The organism is Halosolutus sp. DAT137 (assembly GCF_059736405.1).
The window spans coordinates 260,732-285,342 of the sequence record NZ_JCAQID010000008.1 but is presented as its reverse complement, the minus strand read 5'-3'; the positions used below and the strand labels follow the sequence as shown (position 1 = coordinate 285,342).

Genomic DNA, 24,611 nt, shown 5'->3' with positions numbered 1-24,611 from the left:
CGGTTAGTCGTCTGCGTCGACGGTCGCGATGGTGTAGGCCTCAAACGTCTCGAGCGTCGCGGTCCCGCCGGTAGCGCGAAGGGAGAACCCCCCGCCGATTTCGTCCGGGAAGATCCGGTTTGTCATCGCGAACGTGCCGTCGTTGGCGAAGAGTTCGATCAGGCTCCGATCGAGCAACACGCGAAGGGCGATCGTGCCGTCCGGTCGCACGGAGAGCGGTCCGCTCGCGATGTCCATCTCGGTGTCCCCGAAGAAGGACCCGGAGTCGGCCCGATCCAGAAACAGTTCCTCCATCTCGGCGTCGTAGGTGATCGTCGTCCGCTGGTTACGACCGTGGTCAAGGGTGAGCGCAACGGTGTCGGCGTCGCCGGGATCGATTGTCGTGACCAGTTCGAACCGCGCGTCGTCGACTGCGAGTCCGGCGAGCGGGTCGGTCTCGCGATCGATCCGCGTGTCGTCGATCGCGGCGATCTGTTCGTCGCGTGCGGACGCGAGTGCATCGTCGGGCGACTGGAGGGGGAGGATATCGCCATCTACCTCCGCAAGTTCGAGAGACCGGGGGAACGCCTGTGCTCCCTTCCAGCCGGTCTCGGGTGTCTCCATCGCGTACTCCCAGTGGTTCGTCCATCCGACCACGAGCCGGCGATCGGGTTCGGGTTCGTTCGACCACGACTGGCAGCCATAGAAGTCCCTGCCGTCGTCGGCCCAGAAGACGTCGTCGACGCAAAACCGAGAGCCGTCGAAGTGACCGACGTGGTACTGGTGGTGGTCCCAGTCTCTGGATACCGACAGTACCCAGCGGCGCTCCGAACTGTTCGTGACCGGGAGTTCGTAGAGGTCGGGACACTCCCACTGGTCGTCGCCGGACTCGTACGTGCTGCAGTAGGTCCATTCGGTCAGGTTCTCTGACTCGTAGATCTCGACGCCGCGGGGGCGGTCCGGGTGTTCCGGGTGATGGTCGACGCGGGAGACCACCAGTCGCCAGTTTTCTGTCGGCTCGTACCAGAAGACGTTCGGGTCGCGAAAGTCACCCACGTCGCTCGGGATGACCGGATTCCCCTCGTAGACGGTCACCGTTTCGCCACCGTCCGTACTGTATGCCAGCCGCTGGTCCTGTCTTTCGGAGTCATCGAAGTGAGCGGTAAAGAAACAAACGAGGGCGTCCTCGCCGAACCCGGCTGTATTTTCGTGATCGACGACGGCCCCGCCCGAGTACGCCTGGTACTCGTCGGTCGCTGGGATTTTGGTCCCGTGTTCGGTCCAGTTTCGCAGGTCCGAGGAGGTCGCGTGATCCCAGCGACGCCGGTCTTCGCCGGCCTGATAAAACAGGTGGTACGTCCCGTCGTGATAGACCAGACCGTTCGGATCGTTCATCCAGCCAGCGGACGGAGTAAAGTGATAGCCCGGCCGATAGGGGTCTTGACCCTCGGCCACGTGTCCGGCTTCCTCGTCTCCAGTCTCGTCCGTCCGGTCAGTTTGTGAGTTGGTGACGTTCTGGGCGTGAGTATCCCCTCTCGGTGGACACCGTACACTCGATGGCTCTTCCCCGTCCGTCCCGTCTCGATTAGTACAATCCATTGACATGATCCGAGAGATCCCTCACAGGTGGCTGCGTGTGATCCACTACCCTACCACTACGTGGAGACGATCCACTTTAATCTTTTTTGATCACTGTTGGCTCGAATTCTCGGTGCCTGCAATTGCCAGTCGTGAACGTGGCCGCGCGTGTCTCTGTCGAGACCTGATTCGAGCCGAGAGCGAACGGTTTAGGCACGCGGGAGCGATATCTACCAACGATGCCCGTTCCAAAGTCGGAATTCGATCGTCTCCCACCCTGTGATTTCTACACACCCGAAGAACTGCTTGCTGACGACCAGATGTACACCGTTTACGAGATCGCCCGCCTCTTACAGGGACTCGATTCGGACGCCGACATCGATCGAGAGACCGAGGACATCCTGATCGACTGGGCGATTCCGTGGATCATGACGAACGCGGACGATCTCGTGGTTGCTGAGCCCCGAACCGAAGACGAACCGGGGTATTACGGCCTGAGCGAATGAACCCCCTCGTCGTCGGGGCAGACCGCGTCGACGCCGGAAAATCGATGTTTTCGGCTGAACTGCTCGATCGAACCGGCGGCTACAAACCCCGTTCAGGGAACGAGTACTGGTTCGACCACGACGATTGTCAGACGGCGCTGGCCGACGGCCGTCCCAGCGGCACGGACACAGCTCAAGTTGCGGCCGCCGAGAGACGCGATCGACACCCCGAACGGCTCAATCCAGTACACCGGCTGTGACCACCGTCGCCGGACGGCGCGACCGGACTGCTCGGCCGGTCGAACCTGGCGTTCCTGCTCGCTCGATCGCGTTCGACTGCCCCAGCTTTCGGGTGACGATCGGCGCGATCCCGAGCGGATCACCGCGGCCTACGAGTTGGCCGACGACGACCTGCTCGAGGCCGCAAACAGGGCTAAGCTGGAACGCGTCTCAGGCCCGCCGAGCCATCTGTGCTGCGAGTTCGACGTGATCGGACGGTGCTCCCGTCACGGCGGGTCCGTGGCCGGTGTACATTTCCGCGAGATCATCGTCGATCCGCTCGTAGAGTCGATCGATACTCTCGATCAAGGTTTTGCGATTTCCCTCTTCGAGATCGGTCCGACCGAAACTGCCGTTCTGGAAGACGAGGTCGCCCGCGAACAGGATGCCCGCTTCTTCCGAGTAGAAACAGAGGTGGTCGTTTTTATGACCCGGCGTATGCAAGGCGACGTACTCGTGATCGCCTAGTTGGACCGTCTCCTCGTCCGCGATCGCTCGATCGACGCCCTCGATCGACGGATCGTACCCCCACGCCTCGACGTCGAAGGTATCTTTGACCGCGGCGAGATTTCCGACGTGGTCCGGGTGCGTATGCGTCAGCACGACCGCGTCGAGGTCGACCCCGCGCGATCGAAGCGCCTCGACGACATCGAAATTCGCGCCCGGATCGACGAGGACGGTTCGATCGCCCGAGACGAGATGGGCGTTGCTCGTGAAGGTCTGGACCCCCTGTGCGAGGTTTTCGATCATAGCCACAGATAACGGGCCGACCCGTTTGTGCGTATCGACATCGTACGTCGGGGTGTGCATATCGCCATCGTACTGTCGCTCTCGTGCGATCGCGACCTTCGGCTTCAGAATCAGTGTTCTCCGGAAGCGGTGCCGGTAGCCGCCGTAATTCGGCGTTTCCAACGTATTCACAAGGATTTTTAGCTTCGGCACGTAGTGATAGACGAATGAATCGGTCGGTCTTCGCGGGATTCGTCGTCCTCGTCGTCCTCGTCGTCGCTGGCAGCGGCGTCTCACTCGCGGTGGTCGGGTCGCCGACAGTCGCCGCTGAGGAGGGACCGGCCGCCACGCCGTCACTACAACAGGAGTTCTCGTCGGAGACCATCGTGCTCGCTTCCCAGAGCGAGTCCCCGGATGCAACAGTCTCCTCTGCGGACATCATCATCCAGGAGTTCGATACCACGACATTCGAGGTCACCGTCTACGAAAACGGAAGCGCGACGTGGACGTTCCACCACAGACAGCGACTCGAAGACAGCGACGAGGAAGCGAACTTCGAGACGTTCGCAGCGGAGTTCGAATCCGAGGAGACGGACGTCTATAACCGCTTTCGGACGCAGGCGGAAGCGCTGACGGAAACCGGTGGTGAAGCCACCGATCGCGAGATGGAGGCGCGCGATTTCAATCGATCTGCACAGATCGAAGATGGACTCAACCCGACGGGCGTCGTAGAGATGTCGTTCGTCTGGGACGGGTTCGCGGCCACCGAGGACGGATCCGTCGTCGTCGGTGACGTGTTCCGCGACACGTACATCGCCTCCGACCAGACGATCGTGTTCAACGCCGGCGGTGATCTCGTCTTCGATCGAATTGCACCGGTCGACGGGGAGTACAATAGCCCAGAACTCGAGGACGCGTCCACGGTGCGCTGGACCGGCGAACGCGAGTTCCTCGATGGCCATCCGCAGGTCGTTTTCGACGATCCGAACCAAGATACGGGCGGCGCTGATAGCCCGGGTTCGTCGATGCCATCCGGTGGAACAGGTGTACTGTGGCCGCTCGCTACGATCGGGATTTTGCTGAGCATCGGCGGGATCGCACTCTGGTACCGACGAAGCGATCGGACCGGTACGGATGCGGAACCGACCGACGTGGCGGCCGACTCTCCGACCGCACCACCGGATGCGGACGACCCACGGGGAGACCACGAGGAGGACGACGCGGGAATCGACGAGACAGACCCGCTTGCCGACGGGGAGTTACTCACCGACGAGGACCGCGTCGTCAGACTCATCCGCCAGAACGGCGGCCGGATGAAGCAGGTCAATATCGTCGAGGAGACCGGTTGGTCGAAATCGAAGGTCAGTATGCTCCTCTCGGATATGGAAGACGACGGCACCATCAGCAAACTCCGCGTCGGCCGCGAAAACATCATCAGCCTCGAAGGATTCGAGCCCGAGGCGACGAAATCTCCCTTCGACGAGTGATCGGCCGAGGTCGCGAGTGACGATACTGCCTCGGACGACTGCTGTAGCCACTGGCAGACGGTACAGACCTGATCGCACGATGGCTGTGCGATCAGTGTGTAACCCGTTTCAGTTGGTACTACCGGTGGCGTCGATTTCCCGAATGCGTGTCACCGTTCGACACCGTCGCGTCGAAACGGAATGCTTAAACATCGTTCGCCGCTACGAACGAGTGCACGCGACGTGCGCTCCGATGGTGTAGTCCGGCCAATCATATTGCCCTCTCACGGCAATGACCTGGGTTCGAATCCCAGTCGGAGCATCCCTTCCTGCCGCCGTCTCCTGGTTTTGAGCTGTGGCGATCGGTGCTATCTTCCCTTGTAACGATCCTGAATGCTAGCCGTAACGGCTGGCGTAAGAGCTTATAAAGGATGGTCTAGATACACACCTGCTTGTCTTCGGTCGCAGTGATACGGCTCTCAGGCAGTTTACTGCTCGTTCGAGCTCATCCTCTTCGATACTGTTTTCCTATATCGTGTATAGGAAGCGGAACATCTTTAAATAATCATAATAGTGATAATTCAATGGAAGAAGAAAGATCGAACGACAACACCTCGAAATCAGGACGTTCTACTCCGACGATTGATTCTCTTCGGGAGAAGTACGATATAGATAACAGATATCGCAAGCACGGCAGCTTTTCCGATAACGAATCCTGCCACGGAAACGGGAAATACCCACCAGACTGGGATAGGAATCGGAGCGATATCAACGATGCAAAAGGTGGCCGACGAGAAGCGCTCCTGGAATATCAGAACTACGAATGTGGCCGGTGTGGAGCCGATCTACGATCAGGCGCGCACTGTCACCACTACCGCCCAATCAACGACGGCGGTACACACGAACTACAGAATCTTGTCGCACTCTGTATACCCTGTCACAAACTGATCCACCCAAACGTCGACAGGCTGGACGGAGATTGGCAGGATGCACCACTGTTCCCCGCAACCAATGCAGACCCGCGAGTAGCGACGATTCGAAAAGCCACGACGCCAGCGGAACGTGACCAGTACCTCCCCGAACTGGAACTTCTAGAGCTCACGAGCGCAGTTGGCGAGAACACGTTCACAACCTCTGATGTCACGTACGCTACCAGCCCAACAGATGCGATCGAGGCTGCTGAGAACCTCACCGACTTGCTTGAGAATGTCGATCTCACGCCGAACCAGAGCCTGATGATCCATGTGATCAATGCAGAACACAGTCCGCTTCGGGACGCCAACGTCGAACTAGAAATCGATTTGGGAGATCATGGAGTCTATACCACGGAACAGACCACGGACAAACATGGGGAAGCTCACTTTGCGATCCCGGAGCCGGAACGAGCGCGTGCGACCGTCCAAAAAGATGACTTCGAACCGGCCAGTATCGTCGTCCCCACGGAGAGCGAACCGTATGAGAGGACGGTGAAACTCAAGCTCACTGGAACAGCTGCCGCATCCGGTGCCACGGCAGCGGAAAGTTCGAGCGATAGCGGCTCCAATACGTCGCGGCGTGGAGCGTTGACAGTCGCTGTAGGTGTGTTAGGTGGACTGGGTGTGTATGGATACCTCTCCGCCACTCGGAACGAGGAATCTGAAGATATCGTCGACGACGGGGGGCAAACCCAAACTAGTGGATCATCTGAGACTGGTTCTGCCGGGCTCACAGAGAACTGGAACGTTGACACCGGAACGAGTGCAGCCATCCAATCTATCGAGACCGACGACGATCGAATCTATGCGAATACGAAAACTGGGGCGGTCATCTCTCTGTCATCTACCGGGGGCCAGCGATGGACTGCTGACCTCCGAGCAAAATCCACGGAACCACTGACGATTGTCGACGGTCAAATCGTTGTTGCTTCCCAGAATCAGATCCAGGCGTACGATGCAGACACCGGTGACAGCCAGTGGGAGTTCGAAGCGGCGGCGTCGGACGAGATGCCCCTCATCACCGCAGGAGGAGACGGCGTTCTCGCCGTCCTAGAGAACAGCGACGAAGAGATCATCGAGATGGCGTCCATCGATACTGCCTCCGGAGACGAACATTGGCGGACGGAAATCGATAGTTACCATCGCCCTGTTGGAGCCGGTGATGTAATCTGCGTACCTTTCGAAAATGGTATAAAAATTCACAATCAATCTGGTGAGTTGGACGAAGCAGTGGAGTTCCCGGAGCGTCCATATAGCGCCGGTGAGCTGACCGTAGTGGGGAATCGTGGGTATATACTCAGCGGTGAATCTGGTACGTTCGAGGATTACAAAACACTGGATCTACATGCCTTCGACATTGAGTCCCAAGTTCACCTGTGGCAGACTGAGTTGTCGGGTTCGGAGGATGAAGATGCAAAAATACCAGCACCAATTGTCAAAGACAGTCAGGTAATGCATAGCGTTTCCTCTATCATCAACACATTCGATGACTCTGGGGTGGCTTCTTGGGAGACAAATGTTGAGCAGAACATTACCTCTGTACCTGTAATTGGAAATGAACGTGTGTACGTCGGACTGGATGGCACAGATCAGTATTCGATTCAGGAGTTGGATAGATCAAACGGAGAAATAATCTCTGAAACAACAATTAATCAGTCGATTGTTACCAGCGCGTTAGTTGACACCAATCTTATCGTTGGCACCAGTCGAGGTACTATCCGAGAATTTGGACTCTCCGACTAAACTTCACACTATCTATTCGTGCATTCTATAAGATTAATTAATATTGGCCTATAACGATTTCACCATCTCTCCTGAATCACATTACGTTTTAGTAGGACAAATCTTGACATAATAATGAAGAAGATGACGATCGCTGACAGGTAAAAATACATTTGACGAGTATCGTGGTCGATATCTTCGCTACGGTCTATCCGAGCAGAACATTTGTCTGTTGGGTAGCGTGAATTTCTTTTATATGTGCATCGATAGACGGACTCTACATCACATATTCAACGGATCAATATTATGTCGTAGGACAATTTCTACAGTAACCCGTTGTTAATTTTAGCTACCCGATCGGGGTTGGCGAACAGAATGCAAAAGATTGTAATTACAGGAATCTTACACGAGGACGCATGAGTTCAGTCAGAGCAATCGAACTTGCCTAGCAGGCAACGAACTGGTGATTTATATGCATTCGCGGTGTTCATCGTGTTGTCGCAGTCTCAAACCGGGATTGCACAGGAGGTTTCGTTCAGTTCGGCCGCCAGCGTGTCGTGAGTGCGGTTGGCCTCTCACGGCAATGACCAGGGTTCGAATCCCTGTCGGAGCATTCGTTTGCGATCGAGGTTCTTCGAAGGTGTCGTCCGCTGCAGTTCGGTGGTGACGGTCGAAGACCAGAACGGTTTCTTTTGATCGAGACCTTCATTCAGTATGGCGTCGCTCAACCCGATCGCAAAGCGGATTCACAACGTCAGCCCGGAACCGATCAGGCTAACACTCGACGATGGCACCGAGGATGTGTTTCGAGTATCCGGAGCCGAGTTCTTCCAGCAGGAGTTTCAGGCAGAAGCCACTCGTGAGGGCGACAGCGCTGCCTACCGGCTCATTTCGAGTGAAGATAACGACGCGGTTCTCGTCGGCCGCAAAGATGCAGACGAGACAAACTGGTCGATGGTTGGGATCGTAGCAGACGCGACGGCCGTCGAATCCGGCACAGAGGGCTGATTCATCGTTATCCGTCCGCATGTTATCGCCGGAAACGATCGATTCGGCGGCGATCGGGGGAACGGCACGTCCGGTGTTCGCGGAACGACGGCCGATCGTCGAACTTTCGAGCAGAGCCGGAAACCGGAACTCCAAACCGCGGTCGTTATTCGGCCGCGGCCCCGAGAACGACTGTGACTTCAGTCGAACCGAACGCCCCTGCCAGCGGTGAGTCGCTCCGGACCCGCGGCTACCACATAACTGTCGACGACGGACGTGATTCGTTTTTTGCACTGAGCATCGAACGGCCGGACAGCGACACGGCATGGCTCATGTCTGACACCGTGGTGTCGCTGGACGAGATGCGGTAGCCGCTACCGAGCGAGTGTCAGAACCCCTGCTTGGGGGGTGCCCTCGATATCTGCCTGCCGATCGATTGCCGACCACGCAGCGCGCCGTCGATCGGTCCGGCCGGTACGATCTGCACCTCATCGGCCCGCGCGCGAGCATCGTAGTGCGCCGTGACTGTGATTGGCCCCCGGTAGTGGCCGCATCCGACAGGGGTGGTGTTTAACCACAATAATATAGAAAATGAATGTCGCTTCGTCGATCACATTGGGCCGTTCGAAATCGATCGTGGTATCCTCATTCGGATCTCAGTAAATTTTCACGGTAGCGCCGCTAGAATCCGTAATCTCATTTCGGCCGCGAAACTGGACACCGTTTTATTGACAGCAATGATCGTTGCACTCGGAGAACCACCAGTAAGTATCACGGAAAACGATGTGTGATACCGACATCTCGTGACACGGGGATTTTTAACATCGGACACGTACGGGGCGGATATGACACTGCATAACAGGGACGTTCGACAGGATGTCCGCGAACTCGGGACCCTCCTCGGTGAGGTTCTCGAGGAACAGACTTCACGACGATCGTTCGACACCGTCGAATCGTGTCGGCAAGCAGCGATCGACTACCGGGCGGACGATATTGAAACCCGAAAGCCGCTCATCACGGAACTCGAAGGGCTGTCTCCCCACGAACAGCGGATCGTTGCGCGAGCGTTTACGACCTACTTCGAGCTGATTAATCTGGCAGAGGAACGCGAACGGGTTCGATCGCTCCGGGCGGAATCCCAGGAAGGAACGCTCGCGGACAGTCTCGAGACGGCCGCCGAAGAACTCGGCGAACGGGACGTCGAGACGGTTACGCAGGTGCTCGACGACGTGCTGATCGAGCCGACGTTCACCGCCCACCCAACCGAGGCGCGACGGAAGACGGTCAAGTCGAAACTCCGGCGCGTCGCGACGGAACTCGAAACCCTCGACGAGCGGCTGTTGACGAACAAGGAGAAAAAACAGATCTGGCGCGACGTCGATTCGGAGGTGACGAGCCTCTGGCAGACGCCACAGGTCCGGCGTCGCCAACCCGAACCCGAAGACGAGGCGCGAAACGTCCAGTGGTACCTCGAGAATACGCTGTTCGACGTCGTCGGGGAAGTGTACGACGAACTCGCCGACGCGATCGACGAGGAGGTCGAGAACGATCTCGAGATCCCGAAACTGTTCGAGTTTCGTTCGTGGGCCGGCAGCGACCGCGACGGGAACCCGTACGTGACCCCAGAGGTGACGGCGAACACGCTCGAACGCCAGCGTGAAGTCGTCCTCGAGAAGTATCGCGACCAGCTCAAGCGCCTCTCGGGCGTCTTGAGCCAGGATGGCAGTCGAATCGACGCCGGATCGGCGTTCCAGGCCGCACTGGAGGCCGATCAGGAGCGACTGCCGGGGAGCGCAAAAACGGCCGAGGAGCGATACCCCGGGGAACCCTACCGGCAGAAGCTCAAACTCATGCGCGAGCGCCTCGATCGCGTCGGCGACGTTCGGCCCGGCGGCTACGACACCGTCGACGAACTCTTGGCGGATCTCGAGGCGATCGCGGAGAGCCTCCGGAACAACGGCGCTGAAACCGTCGTCGAAGCCCACGTCGATCCGATCCGCCGGCAGGTCGCGACGTTCGGCTTCTCGCTCGCCAGCCTCGACCTGCGCGAACACCAGCAAAACCACACCGACGCGATCGCTGAAGCCCTCGAACGAGAGGGAATCGACTACCACGCGCTCTCCGAAGACGAACGCGTCGAGTTGCTGACCGACGCCGTCCTTCAGGACGAGCCTCTGATCGACCTCGAGAACACCGAGGGTCTCTCCGACGAGTCGACGCGCGTCCTGACGCTGTTCGACCGACTCGCAGACTGGCAGACGGAGTACGGCATCGAGGCGATCGACACCTACGCGATCTCGATGACCGACGAGCCGAGTCACGTCCTGGAAGTGTTGTTCCTCGCGGATCAGGCCGACGTCGTCGCCCTGCCCGAACACTGTGGGATCGACATCGTGCCGCTGCTCGAGACCGAGTACGCGCTTTCGGGGGCTCGACGTATCATGGGGACGCTCTACGAGAACGAGGCCTACGCTCAGGTCCTCGAAGCCCGCGGCCGAACCCAGGAGATCATGCTGGGGTACTCCGACTCGAACAAGGAGAACGGCTTCCTCGCCGCCAACTGGTCGCTGTACAAGAACCAGCGCCGACTGGGCGAGATCTGCGCCGACTACGACGTCACCATGCGGCTGTTCCACGGCCGCGGTGGTTCGATCTCCCGCGGTGGCGGCCCGATGAACGAGGCGCTGCTCGCGCTGCCGAACTCCACCGTGACCGGACAGGTCAAGTTCACCGAGCAGGGCGAGGCGATCGCGGAGAAGTACGCCAATCCGCGCATCGCTGAGCGAAACATCGAACAGATGGTCAACGCGCAGCTTCGATCGCGACTGTACGCGATGGAACAGCCCACAGAGGAGGTTCCTGAGGAGTGGATCGACGCGATGGAAACCATGGCCTCCGCCGCCCGCCAGGAGTACCGCGACCTCCTCGAAAGCGAGGGCTTCGTCCAGTACTTCGAGCAGGCGACCCCGATCACCGTCATCGAGGATCTCGACCTCGGCTCGCGGCCGGCCTCCCGGAGCGGCGAACGGACGGTCGAGGACCTGCGAGCGATCCCGTGGGTCTTCTCGTGGACGCAATCGCGGTGCATTTTACCGGGCTGGTACGCCATCGCGACGGGCGTCGACGCGTACCTCGACGACGGCGGCTCCGTCGAGACGCTCCAGGAGATGTACGACGAGTGGGCGTTCTTCCAGACCACCCTCGACAACGCCGCCCTTTCGCTGTCCCGAACCGAACCGGAGATCGCTGAACAGTACGCCAGCCTGGCCGATGAGGACCTCCGCGATCGGTTCTTCCCGCGTTTGATCGATGAGTACGAGCGCGCGGCGGAACTGACGAAAGAGATCGGCCAGCGCGAGGAACTGCACACCCGCGACTGGCTCGGTGAGAACCTCGAACGGCGCAACCCGTACGTCGATCCGCTGAACTTCCTGCAGACGTATCTCCTCGATCAGACCCACCGGACCGATATCGAGGAACGGACGCTGCGACTGACGGTGAAAGGAATCGCCGCCGGTATGAAAAACACCGGGTAATCGCGTCTGGCCACACGTTCTCTGGAGTCGTATCGTGGCTCGATCCGAGGGGCGTGATCGACTCACAGACCTGCAACGAATCGAAACGGGTAAAAACGTGTCCCGGATAGATAGTGATGAGCCGAGATAGCCTAGCCCGGCCAAGGCGGCAGATTCGAAATCTGCTGTCCTCACGGACTCGGGAGTTCAAATCTCCCTCTCGGCGCTTCTCCGCCAACAGTCCGTCTAGCATCGACTGGTGAGTCCGGTTTCCGTTTGCTGACTTCCACGTTCGCCGGCGGTTTCGCGACACAACCAGAGTACGGTAACCTGATCGGCGTTCAGGGTCGGAGGCTGTCCGATCGACTAAACCGAACGGTCGAGTCGATCGAAATCGGTGAACTCGTCCACCGCACGGCCGTAGAGTGCAAGGCGATTTTTTATTCGCTCACGGCTGCTTCTTGTGCGTGTCAGTAGCTACCAATGGTCGCGTTCTACGAGATCACTACGATTCGGGGTGAGGGTGTTCGATGAGCACCGGTGAAGATGACGACTCGGCGGCGGACGCGTTTCACCCGCTCGGGGAAGGGTGGCAAGAGCGGGCCGAAGCGATGCTCGAGGAAACCGAGTACGACGCCGAACTCGGGATGCGGATGGCCGAAGACGCGATGAACGTCACGAAGGGGGAACTCTCGGAGGCAGAGTTCCACGGTCGGTACCACGACGACGTCATGGAGGAGTTCGGGGAAGACGAGCGCCCGATCGAATCCGGTGAACGCAGTCGGTTCGGTGGGGTGCTCGAGCGCTTCGGCGTCGACGAGGAATCGCGCCGAGACGTGCTGAAGAAGATGGGTGCGGGTGCTGGGGCAGTCGGACTGGGGGCCTGGGGAACGGCCGATTCGGGGGATGGACGGGCACTCGCGGCGACACAGGACGAGGACGACGACGGCGACACACCCGAACACGCTGAAGGGACGCAGTGGGGAATGGTCCTCGACCTCGAGCACTGCGACGGCTGTCTCTCCTGTGTCACGGCCTGCCAGGAGGAACACAGCTGGGACCAGGGCGCAAACTGGATGTACATCCTCTACTTCGAGGATTCGACGCCCGGCGGTCGAAACGCGCTTATCCGACCCTGCCAGCACTGCACTGACGCGCCGTGTGAGAAAGTGTGTCCGACGACAGCTCGACACACGCGTGACAGCGACGGACTCGTGTTGACCGACTACGACGTCTGTATCGGCTGTCGGTACTGTCAGGTCGCCTGTCCGTACGGCGTCAACTACTTCCAGTGGGAAGAACCCGACATCTCGACGGACGAGATCGACGACGACCACCTCTACGACGCCCGCGGCCGGTGGGTCAGCAGCCGCGGTCCACGGGGCGTCATGGAAAAATGTACGTTCTGTCCGTCGCGCCAGGACGGGACCAGAGGCGAGGAGTTCGTGGGTCGAACGGCCTGCGAAGATGCCTGCCCGCCGCAAGTCATCCAGTTCGGGGATATGAACGACCCGGAGAGCGACCCGCAGCAGTACCTCTCGAACGTCGCCCGATCGCGGGCGGCGAACATGGTCGAGGGCCAGAGTCCGAGCATCGAGGAGGTCGAGGAAGCCTACGCGTTCGTCGAAGGCGATATCGACCTGCTCGAAATGACGTTCCTGCCGGGCGAGTGGGATCAGACGGAAATCGAAGCCGTCCGATACCTCGAAGACGAGGTCGACGCCGACGAACTCCAGTTCGTGATCGATGCCGAGGAGGAAGAAGACCCGCAAGCCGCAGCAGACGAGGCCATCAGAGAAGTGCTCCAGGGAATCATCGAAGCCCCGGTCACGGACGTGGTCGGCGAGGAAGCGGCCGAATCCGAGATCGAAACGATCGTCGACGTGCTCCTCGACGAAGCCGACGACGGCGATGCCGACGGGGAGGCGCTCGAGGCAGCGAGGAACGAACTGGACACCGTGGTCCCAGACTCCGAAGCCGCGATCGAGGACGTGGTCGAACGGTACGAGAGCCGGGAGATTACGCCCGCCGAGGTGCAGGAAGCGGTCCAGCTTCTCGAGGAGGGAGACGTCGAGCCGGCCTCGGATGCCGGCGTCACCGACGAAGAGCAGGCTGAGCAGGTGATCCAGTCGTACGCCGACGGACGAGATTCGACGTTCAAACTCCTCGAAGACATCGGGACGAACCCGAACATCGTCTACGTGGGTAACGAACCGGGACCGAACGCGGAGGAGGTCGAGACGCCGGTCGCTTACGAGGACGTCGGACAGACCCAAAACCGAAAAGAGGTGCTCGACGATCGGACGGTCAACAGCGATCTGTTCATCTGATCGGTCTGGTCCGTGCTCTCCCGTTCCAACTCGTCGCGGAAACACGAACTCACTCGGTCGAACTCGCCGCGGAAACACGAGAGCTTCATTATCTACAACTCGAACTTTCGACCATGGACCAGCGCCAGCGACTGATCGTCGGAACCCTCTGGATCGGCGTCGCGGGACTGATGGCGTTCACGCTCGACCCGGGGATTCCCTCGTCCGCCAACGCGATCGCACGACTGTTCGTCGTGATGGTTGCCCTGTTTCTCGCCTACCTATTCGATCCGTGGGGCGTGCTCGGTCGACAGCCGTTTCACTAACCGAGCCGAGACACAGGAGTATTGCGGGTGAAAACGGTCAATCGTCCGTCAATCGTCGGCCAGTGCGAGCGGCTGACTCTCCGTTGCGAGCAGCCGATCGAGCGCGTCGACCATCGCCTCGACGCTCGCGCGGGTGATGTCGGCTTCGCTTCGAGCGACCGTAACCGATCGATCGTCGCGGGCCATCGTGACTTCGACGGTGACGACGGCGTCGGTTCCCCCGGTTACGGCGTCGACGTGGTAGGATTCGAGTTCCGCGTCGGCCGCCGATCCGAGCGCCTGACGGACGGCGGAGACGGCTGCATCGACAGGTCCAGAGCCGGTTCCGCTGGCGACGCGTTCCTCGCCGCCAACGTCGAGTCGGATACCCGCCGTTGGAACGTCTCCGCCGCTCGTGGCGGTGAGATCGAGGAGTTCGACGACGCGTTCGCGATCGTCGCCGGTGACGTCTTCGGCGATCGCCAGCAGGTCGGCGTCGGTGACGCGACGGCCGCGATCGCCGAGTTCGGTGACGCGGTTCGCGATTTCCGCAATTTCGTCGTCGCTGGCCTCCACGTCGTGTTCTTCGAGCGTCGCGGCGACGCCGGCACGGCCCGTGTGCTTGCCGAGGGCGAGTCGGCGCTCGCGGCCAACCGTTTCCGGGGCGTAGGGTTCGTACATCTTGTCGTCTTTGAGAGTGCCATCGGTGTGGATGCCGCTCTCGTGGGTGAAGGCGTTCTCGCCGATGACGGCCTTGTTCGGTGGGAGGGCGATCCCCGTCGCTCGCGAGACGATCTGTGCGAGGTCGTACAGCTCCGTCAGTTCGACAGTGTCGATGCCGTAGACGTGGTGGAGGGCGATCGCGACCTCCTCGAGTGCGACGTTGCCGGCGCGTTCGCCAAGTCCGTTGACGGTACAGTGAACGAGATCGGCACCCGCGGAAATCGCCGACAGGGCGTTGGCGACACCCAGGCCGAGATCGTCGTGGGTGTGGGCGCTGACTGGTCCCAGTTCGGCCAGCCTGGCGACGGCTTCGGCGGTGCGCTCCGGCCCGGTGTGGCCGACGGTGTCGGCAAAACAGGTCCGATCGGCACCGGCCTCGAGTGCGGTCCCCATGAGTTCCTCGAGATAGTCGAGGTCTGCACGGGAGCCGTCCTCACCGATGACCTCGACCCAGAGGCCGTGGTCGGCGGCGTACTCGACGAGTTCGGCGGTCTTTGCGAGGTTGTCCTCGCGGGAAGTGCCGACTTTGCCTTCGACGTGGCGATCGCTCGAGGGGACGACGAGGTGAATGCCGTCGACGCCACACTCGAGTGCGAGGTCGATATCGGTCTGTATCCCGCGACAGAAACTGGTGACGCGCGCGTCGAGGTCGAGATCGGTGACGCGCGAAATCGCCTGGCGTTCACCCGCGCCGGTACAGGCGCTGCCCGCCTCGATCACGGAGACGCCGGCTCGCTCTAGCCCACGGGCGATCTCGACTTTCTCGTCGGGTGAAAGCGAGACGCCGGGTGCTTGTTCGCCGTCGCGAAGCGTGGTATCGAGAAGGCGGACGGTACGGTCTGATGGAATCGTCTGGTCGGCGGAGTGAGTTACAGGCAAGAGTGATGAACTGCGACTAGTATCGTCGCTGAATTTCGCATCCAGCCGGGTTGCCCCGACTTCCTCTATCCTCGGAATCCGGCGATGAGAACGAATCTCGTGCCATTGTATGTCGTCCTATCGAATCTCATCGTCTTAAATCCGCCGGTCTGGGCGAATCGATCGGCCGTAATTTTCCCACTATTGCGGATACGCGGCGAAATTGGCCGTAATCGACCGTAATGTTTACACGTCTGTTTTTCACTTGAACTGATATGAGGTACTGTTATGCATGCGGGGAGGAAATTCCGTCGATAGCGAATTTCTGCCCCGAATGCGGGGCCGATCTTCAAGCCATCGACGGAGCGGATTCCGATCGATCGGCCGACGGGGAGGCGAAGACGGGCACAGCGGGGGCTGGCCAACCGGGGGACTCGGGTCGCGGAGGCGACGAGGTTCGAGACACCGGAACGCCGGAAGAAACGACAGACAGCGTCGACGGCGGGCACGAGGACGAAACCGGTGGCGAGTTCGCCACCGCGTCCGCGGATTCTACCGTCGAGACCGAGACAGAGACCGCGAGCGAAGGCGCGTCGGTCGACGACGGGGCTGAGGCGGAACCAATCCCTGACGACGAGGCTGAGGCGGAGTCAGTCGCTGACGACGGGGCTGAGGCGGAACCAGTCCCTGAGGACGAGGCTGAAGCGGAGTCAGTCCCCGAGGACGAGGTTAAGGCGGAACCGGACGCGGAGTCAACGGTTGCGCACGAACCAGCCACCGAAGCGGCATCCGGAACGGACCAGATCGTAGCGGAAGACGACGCTACCCAGGACGCAGCCGACACGGAACCGGACGCAGAGAGCGCCGTTGAGGCCGATACCGGCGTCGAAGACGAGCCGGATCGATCGATCGAACCGGACGACGAGATGCCTGCTCACCGAATAGCGGGCGAGACCGACGAGCAGGACGCGACCGGCGATTCCGAGGGTGCTGGCGAGCAGCCGATCGACACCGAGGACCGATCGACTGGCGAAGCGGTTGCCGGCAGTGAAACAGCTGACCCTGCCGAATCGGACGACGACCCCACCGACCCTGCCGAATCGGACGACGATCCCACTGCCCCTTCCGAATCGGACGACACCGCGGAACCAGCCGAACGGCGTGTCGACGATGCGGGCGAACGTCGCTGGGTCGTCGACGATCGCGACGAGGATCGCTCCGATCTGGACGGAGCGTCGGAGACCGTGACCGACGCCGATGCCAGGTCGACTGAGACGGCAACCGAGGCCGCAGAAGACGACCGCAACGGCGAACCCGAACGCGGGACTGACACGGTCGAGGAGGAACCCGACCCCACCGCGGCCGACGAATCGTCGCCCGTCAATGCTGACTCTCCCACCGATCGCGATCGAAGTGGGGAACGACAAACTGACGACGGAATCGAGTCGGACGGCACGCAAGCGACGGCCGATCGGGCGGCGGCGTCGCCTGACGAAGGGTCGGATCAGGGAGAAGCCTCCCCGCGGTTTACGTACGACGGGACGGCCGACAGCGAGAAAGCCGAAGCAGGGGCTGCGATCGAGCAGTCCTCCGGTGTGGCCGACTCACCTTCGGCCAACTCGTCCGCGACAACTTCTGACCCCATAGATCGACAACAACTTGCGATCACCGGCGGCGTCGTCGGAATCGGGGCGTTCTGTGCGACGTACCTGCTAACCTATCTCGTCGTGATCGTCGACACGCTCTACATCGCCGGCTCGATCGACGGCGAACCGGGCGACTTTGCACCCGGGTCCGGGGCGACCGTCTTTCACGAGGAACTCGGAACTGGCATCGACGTTGCCATCTGGGAACTCGCCGTCTGGGCGGTTTTCGGCGGCAACAACGTCGATCTGGCCACGGCAGCGGAGGGTGGACGGACTGCGGAACCGGCGGCCGCGCTCGAACTCCTCGGGGGCTCCGTCACGGCCGAACTGTACTACGCAGTTGTGGTCGTCGTGCTTGCCGGCGCGGGATTCCTGCTCGCCCGCCGGCAGGGTGTCGACGGGAGCACGCCCCTCGTCGACGGCGTCAAACGTGGGTCGCCGGTCGCGATCGGATACGTCGTCGCGATGCTCGCCGCGGCGAATCTCGTCACCTTCGGGTCGGACCTGATCGCACTCGAGGCCAGTCTCGACTCCGCAGCGCTCTCCGCGGCCGGCTTCGGGATCGTCGCCGGTGGCGCTGGTGGCGCGCTGGCATCCGTTCTCGATGGCGACGCCTCAACGACTGCAGCGGCCGGCGACGCCCGATCGAGTTCGGTTGCGGCGTCGAGTTCCACCGAGGACGAACCCGAAGCGGCGGCGGCAGACCTCGAGTCGGAGCCAGCCCCCCGCGAGGTGGGGCGAAATGACTGACGGAGTTGTGAACTCACCCCTCCGGAATACTGTGGCCTGTCTCGCGGTTCTTATGATTGCGACAGTGGTCGTCACGAGCGCGGGGGTTGCAGGGGCAACGACCGTCGATCCGTCGTTCGACGGAACGGTCTCCGTTATCGAAGGCGACGTCGCGACGATCGGCGTCAGCGTCGATCCGGGCCAGGAGGTGACGGTAACCGTCGGTGACGAGGAGGAGGTTAATTACGAGGTCGACGTGACCGTCCGTGACGAAGACGGCGACGGATGGATCGATCTCGAAATGAATACGTACTACGCCGGTGGCTGGCACTCCGATGCCAGTACGGCCGATGCAGTCTTCTCCGGCGGCGACGGAACGACGGTGGTAACGGCGACGCGAAAGACGAACACGCTGAGTTCTCCGGTCGAACAGGGAGACTACGTTATCGATCTGCAAAGCGGCGGAGAATACGTCGATACCTCATTCCTCGTTATCGAAGGGCCTCGATCCACCGAAACGATCGAATCGGGCGTACTCCCCGGAACGAGTACGCCACAGAGCGCCAGCGATATCGACTCGGCCGCGGAGGGAACGAGCACGATCGCTGACGGGGATCTGGCCGTTTTGGGTATCGCCGCGACCGGACTCGGCGGGTACGTTGACGACGTCTCCGATCTCGATCCGGGATCGGAAGGCGTCTCGTTGACCGTCACGACCGATCCCGGCCCGAACGTCGACCAGAGCGAGGTCGATATCAGTGCCGTCGATCTGTACAAGGCGACCGCCGAGGGGTATTTTTACGTCCTCATCGACACCGCCGACAGCGCGCTGGAACCCGGCCAGGAGTACACCGCCGCATTTTCGATCGACGACGAGAACCCGTACGTCGACGGCGAAGAGCGCGTGGAGACGACGTTCGACGTGATCGAGGGAGAGGCCGCGTTCGATCCGCGACAGCCGGTCGTCGAACCGGTGCCCGATGCGACGATCACCGGAGAAAGCACCCTCGCGCCGGGATCGGAACTGACCGTCAGCGCACGCGTCTCCGGTGCGTTCGTCGACCAACAGGTCGTCGAAGTTCAATCCGACGGCCGGTTCGAGGCGACGTTCGACGCGAGCGGGGCGTCGACTGGTCAGGAGATCGAACTCGAACTCTCTCACGACGGCACGGAAGTCGATCGAACGGTCGGAACGATCGAGGAAGCGGGAGTCGAAGCGGTAGCTGAGCCCCAAATCGATGCGTACGCGCCGCCGACAGTCGAGGGCGGCGAGCAACTTCCAGTCGACGTGGTGATCGAAAACGCAGGGGATGTGGAGGAAACCTTCGATATCGAACTGTCTCTCGCCGGAGACGTCTCTGAGAGCCAGTCCGTTACGCTCGGACCGGGAGAAGGGACGACAGTATTCCTCTCGGCACCGACGAGCGGGCTTTCAGGATCTGTCGAGTACGAGATACGAGCGGGCTCGGCAAATCAGCGTGGGACCGTCGAGATCGAAGGCGAAACTGACGACGCACAACCGGCCCTCGAAATCGAGGACGTGAGCGTGCCAAACCAGGTCGCGACCGACGATCCGATCGATCTCGCAGTCACGGTGATCAACACGGGCACTGCGAGTACCGAGACCTTCGTCGCAGCGGGATTCGACGACGAATTCGTCGACGAGGCGTTCGTTTCCCTCGATCCGGGCGCATCCGAAACTGTCGAATTTACGGTCGAAGAAGAACGAGCACCCGGCACCTATTCCGTCGAGTTCGCCGTCGAGACGATGCTGGAAACGACAACAGTCGAGGTGGTCGACCCCGCCGAGATCGAATCGACCGACAGCGAATCAGGGGAACCGATCGAACGCGATGGCGACACTCCCCTCAGTATCGACTCGTTCGATCTGAATCTCGATGTCGACACGACCGGCACGCCGACAGCGACGGTGATCAACGACGGAGCGAACAATACCACTGCCGACGCGCGACTCGAGATCAACGGCGAAGTCGTCGATGAGCGTTCCGTTACGCTCGAGTCCAACCGAACCGCCGAGATTACCTTCGACCTCCCGGAACCACTAGGGACCGGAACCCACGAACTCGCGGTCGTCGTCGACCAGGCCGAGCATCGAACGACCGTCGAGGTCGTCGACCGAACCGAGCAGCCGGTCCAGCTCGACGCCGACGGGCAGTCAGGCTTTACCATCGTGGTGGCCATCATCGGCGTTCTCGGAACCGTAGCACTCCGCGTACGTTCTCCATCGGGCGACGGTGGCGATCGAACCGGCTGACAGTACGTCACGCCACCGGCGACGTCACCTCGATCGCCGACGTCACACCGTCGGCCGGTTGGGCTCTCGCTGCGGGGGTATCGACGGTCCGTAACCAGTTCAACGCCAACACCCTTCTCGGTGGCACTCGTAGCGTCGGCCGCCTATGGACCCCATGCTCGAGCCACTCGCCCGGTCGCTCCGTGACGCGCCGGTCGTCGATCGAGACGGCTATCACTACTTCGTCCACGGAGTGACGGACGGCATTCCGATCGTCGAACCGGCGGTGTTGCGAGCGATCGCTGACGGCATTCGAGACCGAGTCGACCTCGAGACGGTCGATACGCTGGTCGCACCCGAGGCGATGGGTATTCATCACGTCACGGCGCTCTCGCTCGCGACGGACGTCCCGTTCGTCGTCGTCAGGAAACGCGCCTACGGCTTTTCGGGAGAAGTTGCCGTCCACCAGCAAACCGGCTACGGCGAGAGCGATCTTTTCGTCAACGGAATCGAAGCGGGCGATCGCGTCGTCCTCGTCGACGACGTTCTCTCCTCCGGGAGCACGATCGACGCCGTCTGTGAAGCGATCGACGACCTCGGGGCGACGGTGGTCGACATCGTCACCGTCCTTCGGCGCGTCGACGGCGATCACGAGGGACTCGAGCGATCCGTCACGAGCCTTCTCGACGTCCGCGTCGAAGACGGCAGGGTCGTCATCGTCGAGTGATCTCGCAGTCGACCTCGTCCCGCGATGGGAGGCGGGGGCAGTCCGCCACGAGATCTCAGGCGTCGGACCGCTCGAGAATCAGTCGATCGCCAGGCTCGATTGCCGATGCGGCGCCAGCCGGGAGTTCGACGATTTGATCGGCCTCCTCGCGACCGAAACTGCGCCACGGGCGAAATCGTTCGACTCGCTGGACGACGTCGTCGACGGTCCAGACGACGTCGATCGGGACGAACACGAACAGCATGTGGACGTCGCGGGTCGACGCCCCGTCGAACTCGAAGATCAGCGCGTAGTCGTCCGGAATCGATCGCCGGAACATGAGTCCACGGGTCTGGCGGAAAAGCGAGTCCGCGATCTCGATCCGCGTCGCCAGAACGGTCGGCTCGTCGTCGATCGGGTCGTGAACCAGGCGCACGCAGTCGAGTCGACAGCCAGTCTACAAAAAGATCACGACCGGACTCGATCCCGAGTCGGCGCCAGATGCCGATCGATAGTTCGACGAGGTGTCACTATCCGGGGCGGTTACTTGCCGAACGAGAAGGTCTCGTCGACGACCGAGTCATCCGAATCGTCGCCCTCGTCCGTATCGTCTACCCTATCCGCATCCTCGCGGTCTGCGTTCGCGTCGTTACCTTCGGATGCCGGGTTCACGCCCTGTTCTCCGGAATCGTCGGTATCCGATCCGGCGGCATCGATTTCGGCGTTCGATTCTGTTTCGGTCGAGTCGACGGTTTCCAGATCGAGATCGGTCGTCTCGGACGCTTCAGTCAGGTCGAGGTCGTCGCCGTCGGTTGCCCCGGTTTCCGTTAGATCGAGACCGCCCGTTTCGTTCGCTCTCGTCTCCGTTAGATCGAGGCTGCTCGTACCGGACTCTTCCGTGTCACCGGTCTGCGCGTCGATCGCGTCGGCCGATCCGGAGTCGTCAGAACGCTCCCCGGCGGACGCTACCTGTGAGCCGTACTCGGCGTCGACGGTCGTCTGGTCGGCGGTGGCGTCGGAGTCGGTCTCGAACCGATCGAGCGCATCCGAAAGCGCTCCCGCCTGTTGTGTCAGATCGTCCGCGGAAGATGACACTTCCGTGAGTGCGGACGTCTGCTCCTCTGCGGACGCGGCGACGTTTTCGGCTTCGGCAGTCGTCTCCTCTGCGATCGTCGCGACCTCGTCGACCATCGCGACTGCCTCCTGCGTGGTGGCTGCCTGTTCTTCCGTCGCAGCGGAGATCGACTGGACGCCGTTGTTGGTCTCCTCGGCGAACTCTGCGATCTCTTCGAGTGCCGCATCGGCGTTCGTGACGAGGGTGTTTACCGCCTCGATTTCCTCGCTCGTTCGGTCGACCATCTCCGCCGATCGCTCGGTCTGGTTTTGAATCTGCTCGAGCCTCGTACTGATCTCGTCAGTTGTCACCTTCACGTCCTGTGATAGCTCTTTGACTTCGGATGCGACCGCGGCGAAGCCGCCGTCGTTGTCGCCGGACGCCGATCTGGACGCCTCGATGTTGGCGTTCAGTGCGAGCATATTCGTCTCTTCGGCAATTTCGGCAATCCGATCGATCAGGTCGTCGACCTGATCGACTTCTTCGCGGAGCTGGGTGAACTCTTCGACGACATCGTCGCGCTGGCCTTCGAGTGTTTCACAAGCCTCGACGGCTTCCATAAGCTCCTCGCGGCCCTGCCGGCCCGTTCGGGCGGTCCGCTCTGCAACGTCGGCGACCTCGTTCGAAGACGCCGCAATCTCTTCGGTCGTCGTCGAGAGGCTGTTCATCTCAGCGTCGACGGACCGCAGGGAATCGTACTGCGCGTCTGCCCCTTCGGAAATTTCCTGAATGGAGCCAGTGACCTGCTGGCTCGCAGCCCGGACCTCCTCGCTCGAGGCGGTGACCTCCTCGCTGGCCGTCGCGACTTCGGTCGCGAACCGACCGAGGTGCTCGACCGTCGCCTCGATTTCGGTGAGCATCTCGTTGAAGTCGGTCGCGATCGTCTCCATCGTCTCGTTGTCCGAAGCCGCTGGGTCCATCCGGACGGTGAGGTCGCCGTCGGCGGCCGCTTCCATGACGCCGCAGTAGGACTGTGCGGCACCCTGTAAGTCCTCGTTGAGAGTCTGGACTCGCTCGCGTTCGCGCTCGGCTTCCGTCCGAGCCGCTTCGGCTTCGGTAATCTTCTCCCGGAGTTCGTCGCGCATCGACGCGAACCCGTCGTACAGCCGACCGATGTTGTCGATACGTTTCGTCTCGAACTCGACTTCGAGATCGCCATCTTCCATCCGGCCGACCTTGTCCGTGAGTCGATCGATCGATTGTGCCGTGCTGCGGCCGATGACGGCACCGAACAGACCGATCAACAGGACGGCGCCGAATGTGGCCAGGTTCCCGTACTGGTCGACGGTCGCGACGAACCCGAACGCTCGGTTTTCGGTCGTGTGCGTGAGTACGAGCCAGCCTTCGTCGGTCGTCGCGTGACCGACGACGTACCCATCGGGGTCGAACTCGTACGGAGGGTCCTGAAGATACTGACTTGGCTGTTCCTCGACAAACGTCGCACCCGTTCCATCCTGACGGATGCGTTCGACGAGATCTTCGTTTCCGTAGCTCTCGTGGAAGGTGAACATGCTGAGGTCTTCACCCAGCGACATGTCGTCGGCAATGACTCGATCCTCCTCGTCGAGGACGGTCGTCACAGTCGACGGTACGTCCGTACTCGTCATCGAGAGGCTCGCGAGGTCGACCGTGAGAATCAGCGCTCGATCGTCGCCCGCGCCGATGTAGTAGGAAACGGCACCGTTGGTCTCGTCGCCAACGGCCGTCGTGTCGACCATTTCGTAGGGGTCGGTTTGCTGGACGACTTGCGTCGAGACGCCCGTACCGAGTTCGTCTTCGGCCGGGAACGCGAATTCGTCAACGTTCTCGACGTTACCACCCGAGTCAGCGAGAACATCACCCGTCGTCGTGTCGACGTACAGGAGGTGTTCGGTCTCTGCAGGGAGATCGCTCCCGAGATTCGTCAAATAGGTGTCGATGGGATCTACGTCACCGTTTTGAACCGTCGGTGTGCTAGCAGCCGACGAGACGGCTCGTTGGTTCTCTTCGTTCCATTGATCGAGTGCGGCCGCCTCCTGTACGGCCTGTGATTCCTGATCGTATAACGCCGATTCTTCGACACTGTCGGTAACCATCCCCGTGGCAACCAGCCCGATCGCTCCAACGGAAATCCCGAGTAGCAACAGGATGATTCCGAACTTGAGTGCGTAGTTCCGCCGTAGTATCGACGGAACGAGTTGTCGTACTCCTCGAACCATAGTCAATAACAACAGCTGTTATTAATAGTTCTGCTGGAATATCACGAAATATGTA

16 protein-coding genes, 2 tRNA genes and 1 pseudogene are annotated in these 24,611 nt (G+C 61.0%); 14 read left to right on the top strand and 5 right to left on the bottom strand.

Annotated elements, in window-relative coordinates:
• Window positions 1–3: 3 nt before the first annotated feature.
• Window positions 4–1,578 carry a glycoside hydrolase family 32 protein gene (locus AC6I6L_RS14505; RefSeq protein ID WP_497918613.1) on the bottom strand — a complete coding sequence of 525 codons (1,575 nt, stop codon included), beginning with the start codon at window positions 1,576–1,578 and terminating at the stop codon, window positions 4–6.
• Between the two features lie 218 nt (window positions 1,579–1,796).
• Between AC6I6L_RS14505 and AC6I6L_RS14500 the strand changes: the two genes are divergently transcribed.
• On the top strand, window positions 1,797–2,063 hold the full coding sequence (locus AC6I6L_RS14500) for a DUF5827 family protein (RefSeq protein ID WP_497918477.1): 267 nt from the start codon (window positions 1,797–1,799) through the stop codon (window positions 2,061–2,063).
• A pseudogene (locus AC6I6L_RS14495) lies at window positions 2,060–2,368 on the top strand (ATPase); the annotation flags it as partial. The gene AC6I6L_RS14500 and the pseudogene AC6I6L_RS14495, both read left to right, overlap by 4 nt.
• 124 nt (window positions 2,369–2,492) lie before the next feature.
• On the opposite strand, the gene AC6I6L_RS14490 reads toward AC6I6L_RS14495, so the two are convergent.
• Window positions 2,493–3,071, bottom strand: a complete 579-nt coding sequence (locus AC6I6L_RS14490) for an MBL fold metallo-hydrolase (protein ID WP_497918476.1) — start codon at window positions 3,069–3,071, stop codon at window positions 2,493–2,495.
• Between the two features lie 206 nt (window positions 3,072–3,277).
• Between AC6I6L_RS14490 and AC6I6L_RS14485 the strand changes: the two genes are divergently transcribed.
• The 9 genes from AC6I6L_RS14485 (at window position 3,278) to AC6I6L_RS14445 (ending at window position 14,349) form a co-directional block, all read left to right on the top strand.
• The gene (locus tag AC6I6L_RS14485; RefSeq protein ID WP_497918475.1) at window positions 3,278–4,537 is read left to right on the top strand and encodes a helix-turn-helix transcriptional regulator; all 1,260 of its coding nucleotides are present in this window, start codon (window positions 3,278–3,280) and stop codon (window positions 4,535–4,537) included.
• Window positions 4,538–4,763: 226 nt separating this feature from the next.
• Window positions 4,764–4,838: transfer RNA gene (locus AC6I6L_RS14480), tRNA-Glu, on the top strand.
• 262 nt (window positions 4,839–5,100) lie between these two features.
• A complete protein-coding gene (locus tag AC6I6L_RS14475) occupies window positions 5,101–7,233 on the top strand; it encodes an outer membrane protein assembly factor BamB family protein (RefSeq protein WP_497918474.1) in 2,133 nt (710 codons plus the stop codon).
• 693 nt (window positions 7,234–7,926) lie between these two features.
• Window positions 7,927–8,220, top strand: coding sequence for a DUF8072 family protein (locus AC6I6L_RS14470; RefSeq protein WP_497918473.1), 294 nt, complete (start codon window positions 7,927–7,929; stop codon window positions 8,218–8,220).
• A gap of 173 nt (window positions 8,221–8,393) precedes the next feature.
• Complete coding sequence (locus AC6I6L_RS14465) at window positions 8,394–8,570, top strand: hypothetical protein (protein ID WP_497918472.1); 177 nt, start codon at window positions 8,394–8,396, stop codon at window positions 8,568–8,570.
• 474 nt (window positions 8,571–9,044) lie between these two features.
• Window positions 9,045–11,735 (top strand): phosphoenolpyruvate carboxylase, encoded by a 2,691-nt coding sequence (gene ppc, locus AC6I6L_RS14460; protein ID WP_497918471.1) that lies wholly within the window; start codon window positions 9,045–9,047, stop codon window positions 11,733–11,735.
• 120 nt (window positions 11,736–11,855) lie between these two features.
• A tRNA-Ser gene (locus AC6I6L_RS14455) sits at window positions 11,856–11,940 on the top strand.
• 304 nt (window positions 11,941–12,244) lie between these two features.
• Complete coding sequence (locus AC6I6L_RS14450) at window positions 12,245–14,044, top strand: 4Fe-4S ferredoxin N-terminal domain-containing protein (protein ID WP_497918470.1); 1,800 nt, start codon at window positions 12,245–12,247, stop codon at window positions 14,042–14,044.
• Window positions 14,045–14,157: 113 nt separating this feature from the next.
• Window positions 14,158–14,349, top strand: coding sequence for a hypothetical protein (locus tag AC6I6L_RS14445; protein ID WP_497918469.1), 192 nt, complete (start codon window positions 14,158–14,160; stop codon window positions 14,347–14,349).
• A 48-nt stretch (window positions 14,350–14,397) separates the two neighbouring features.
• Here AC6I6L_RS14445 and AC6I6L_RS14440 read toward each other — a convergent pair whose 3' ends face one another.
• A complete protein-coding gene (locus AC6I6L_RS14440) occupies window positions 14,398–15,930 on the bottom strand; it encodes a (R)-citramalate synthase (RefSeq protein WP_497918468.1) in 1,533 nt (510 codons plus the stop codon).
• A gap of 254 nt (window positions 15,931–16,184) precedes the next feature.
• On the opposite strand from AC6I6L_RS14440, the gene AC6I6L_RS14435 reads away from it, so the two are divergent.
• From AC6I6L_RS14435 to hpt, 3 genes are all read left to right on the top strand, one after another.
• Entirely contained in the window at window positions 16,185–18,305 is a 2,121-nt protein-coding gene (locus tag AC6I6L_RS14435; protein ID WP_497918467.1) for a DUF7978 family protein, read from the top strand.
• Window positions 18,298–20,559: a BGTF surface domain-containing protein gene (locus tag AC6I6L_RS14430; RefSeq protein WP_497918466.1), complete on the top strand. Its 2,262-nt coding sequence runs from the start codon at window positions 18,298–18,300 to the stop codon at window positions 20,557–20,559. Before AC6I6L_RS14435 ends, AC6I6L_RS14430 begins: the two co-directional genes overlap by 8 nt.
• Before the next feature lie 145 nt (window positions 20,560–20,704).
• Window positions 20,705–21,265 (top strand): hypoxanthine/guanine phosphoribosyltransferase, encoded by a 561-nt coding sequence (gene hpt, locus AC6I6L_RS14425; protein WP_497918465.1) that lies wholly within the window; start codon window positions 20,705–20,707, stop codon window positions 21,263–21,265.
• Window positions 21,266–21,320: 55 nt separating this feature from the next.
• Here the strand turns inward: hpt and AC6I6L_RS14420 are convergent, their stop codons facing one another.
• Together AC6I6L_RS14420 and AC6I6L_RS14415 are read right to left on the bottom strand one after the other, a co-directional pair.
• Window positions 21,321–21,680: a DUF192 domain-containing protein gene (locus AC6I6L_RS14420; protein ID WP_497918464.1), complete on the bottom strand. Its 360-nt coding sequence runs from the start codon at window positions 21,678–21,680 to the stop codon at window positions 21,321–21,323.
• 107 nt (window positions 21,681–21,787) lie between these two features.
• Window positions 21,788–24,556, bottom strand: coding sequence for a methyl-accepting chemotaxis protein (locus AC6I6L_RS14415; RefSeq protein WP_497918463.1), 2,769 nt, complete (start codon window positions 24,554–24,556; stop codon window positions 21,788–21,790).
• Between the last annotated feature and the right edge of the window lie 55 nt (window positions 24,557–24,611).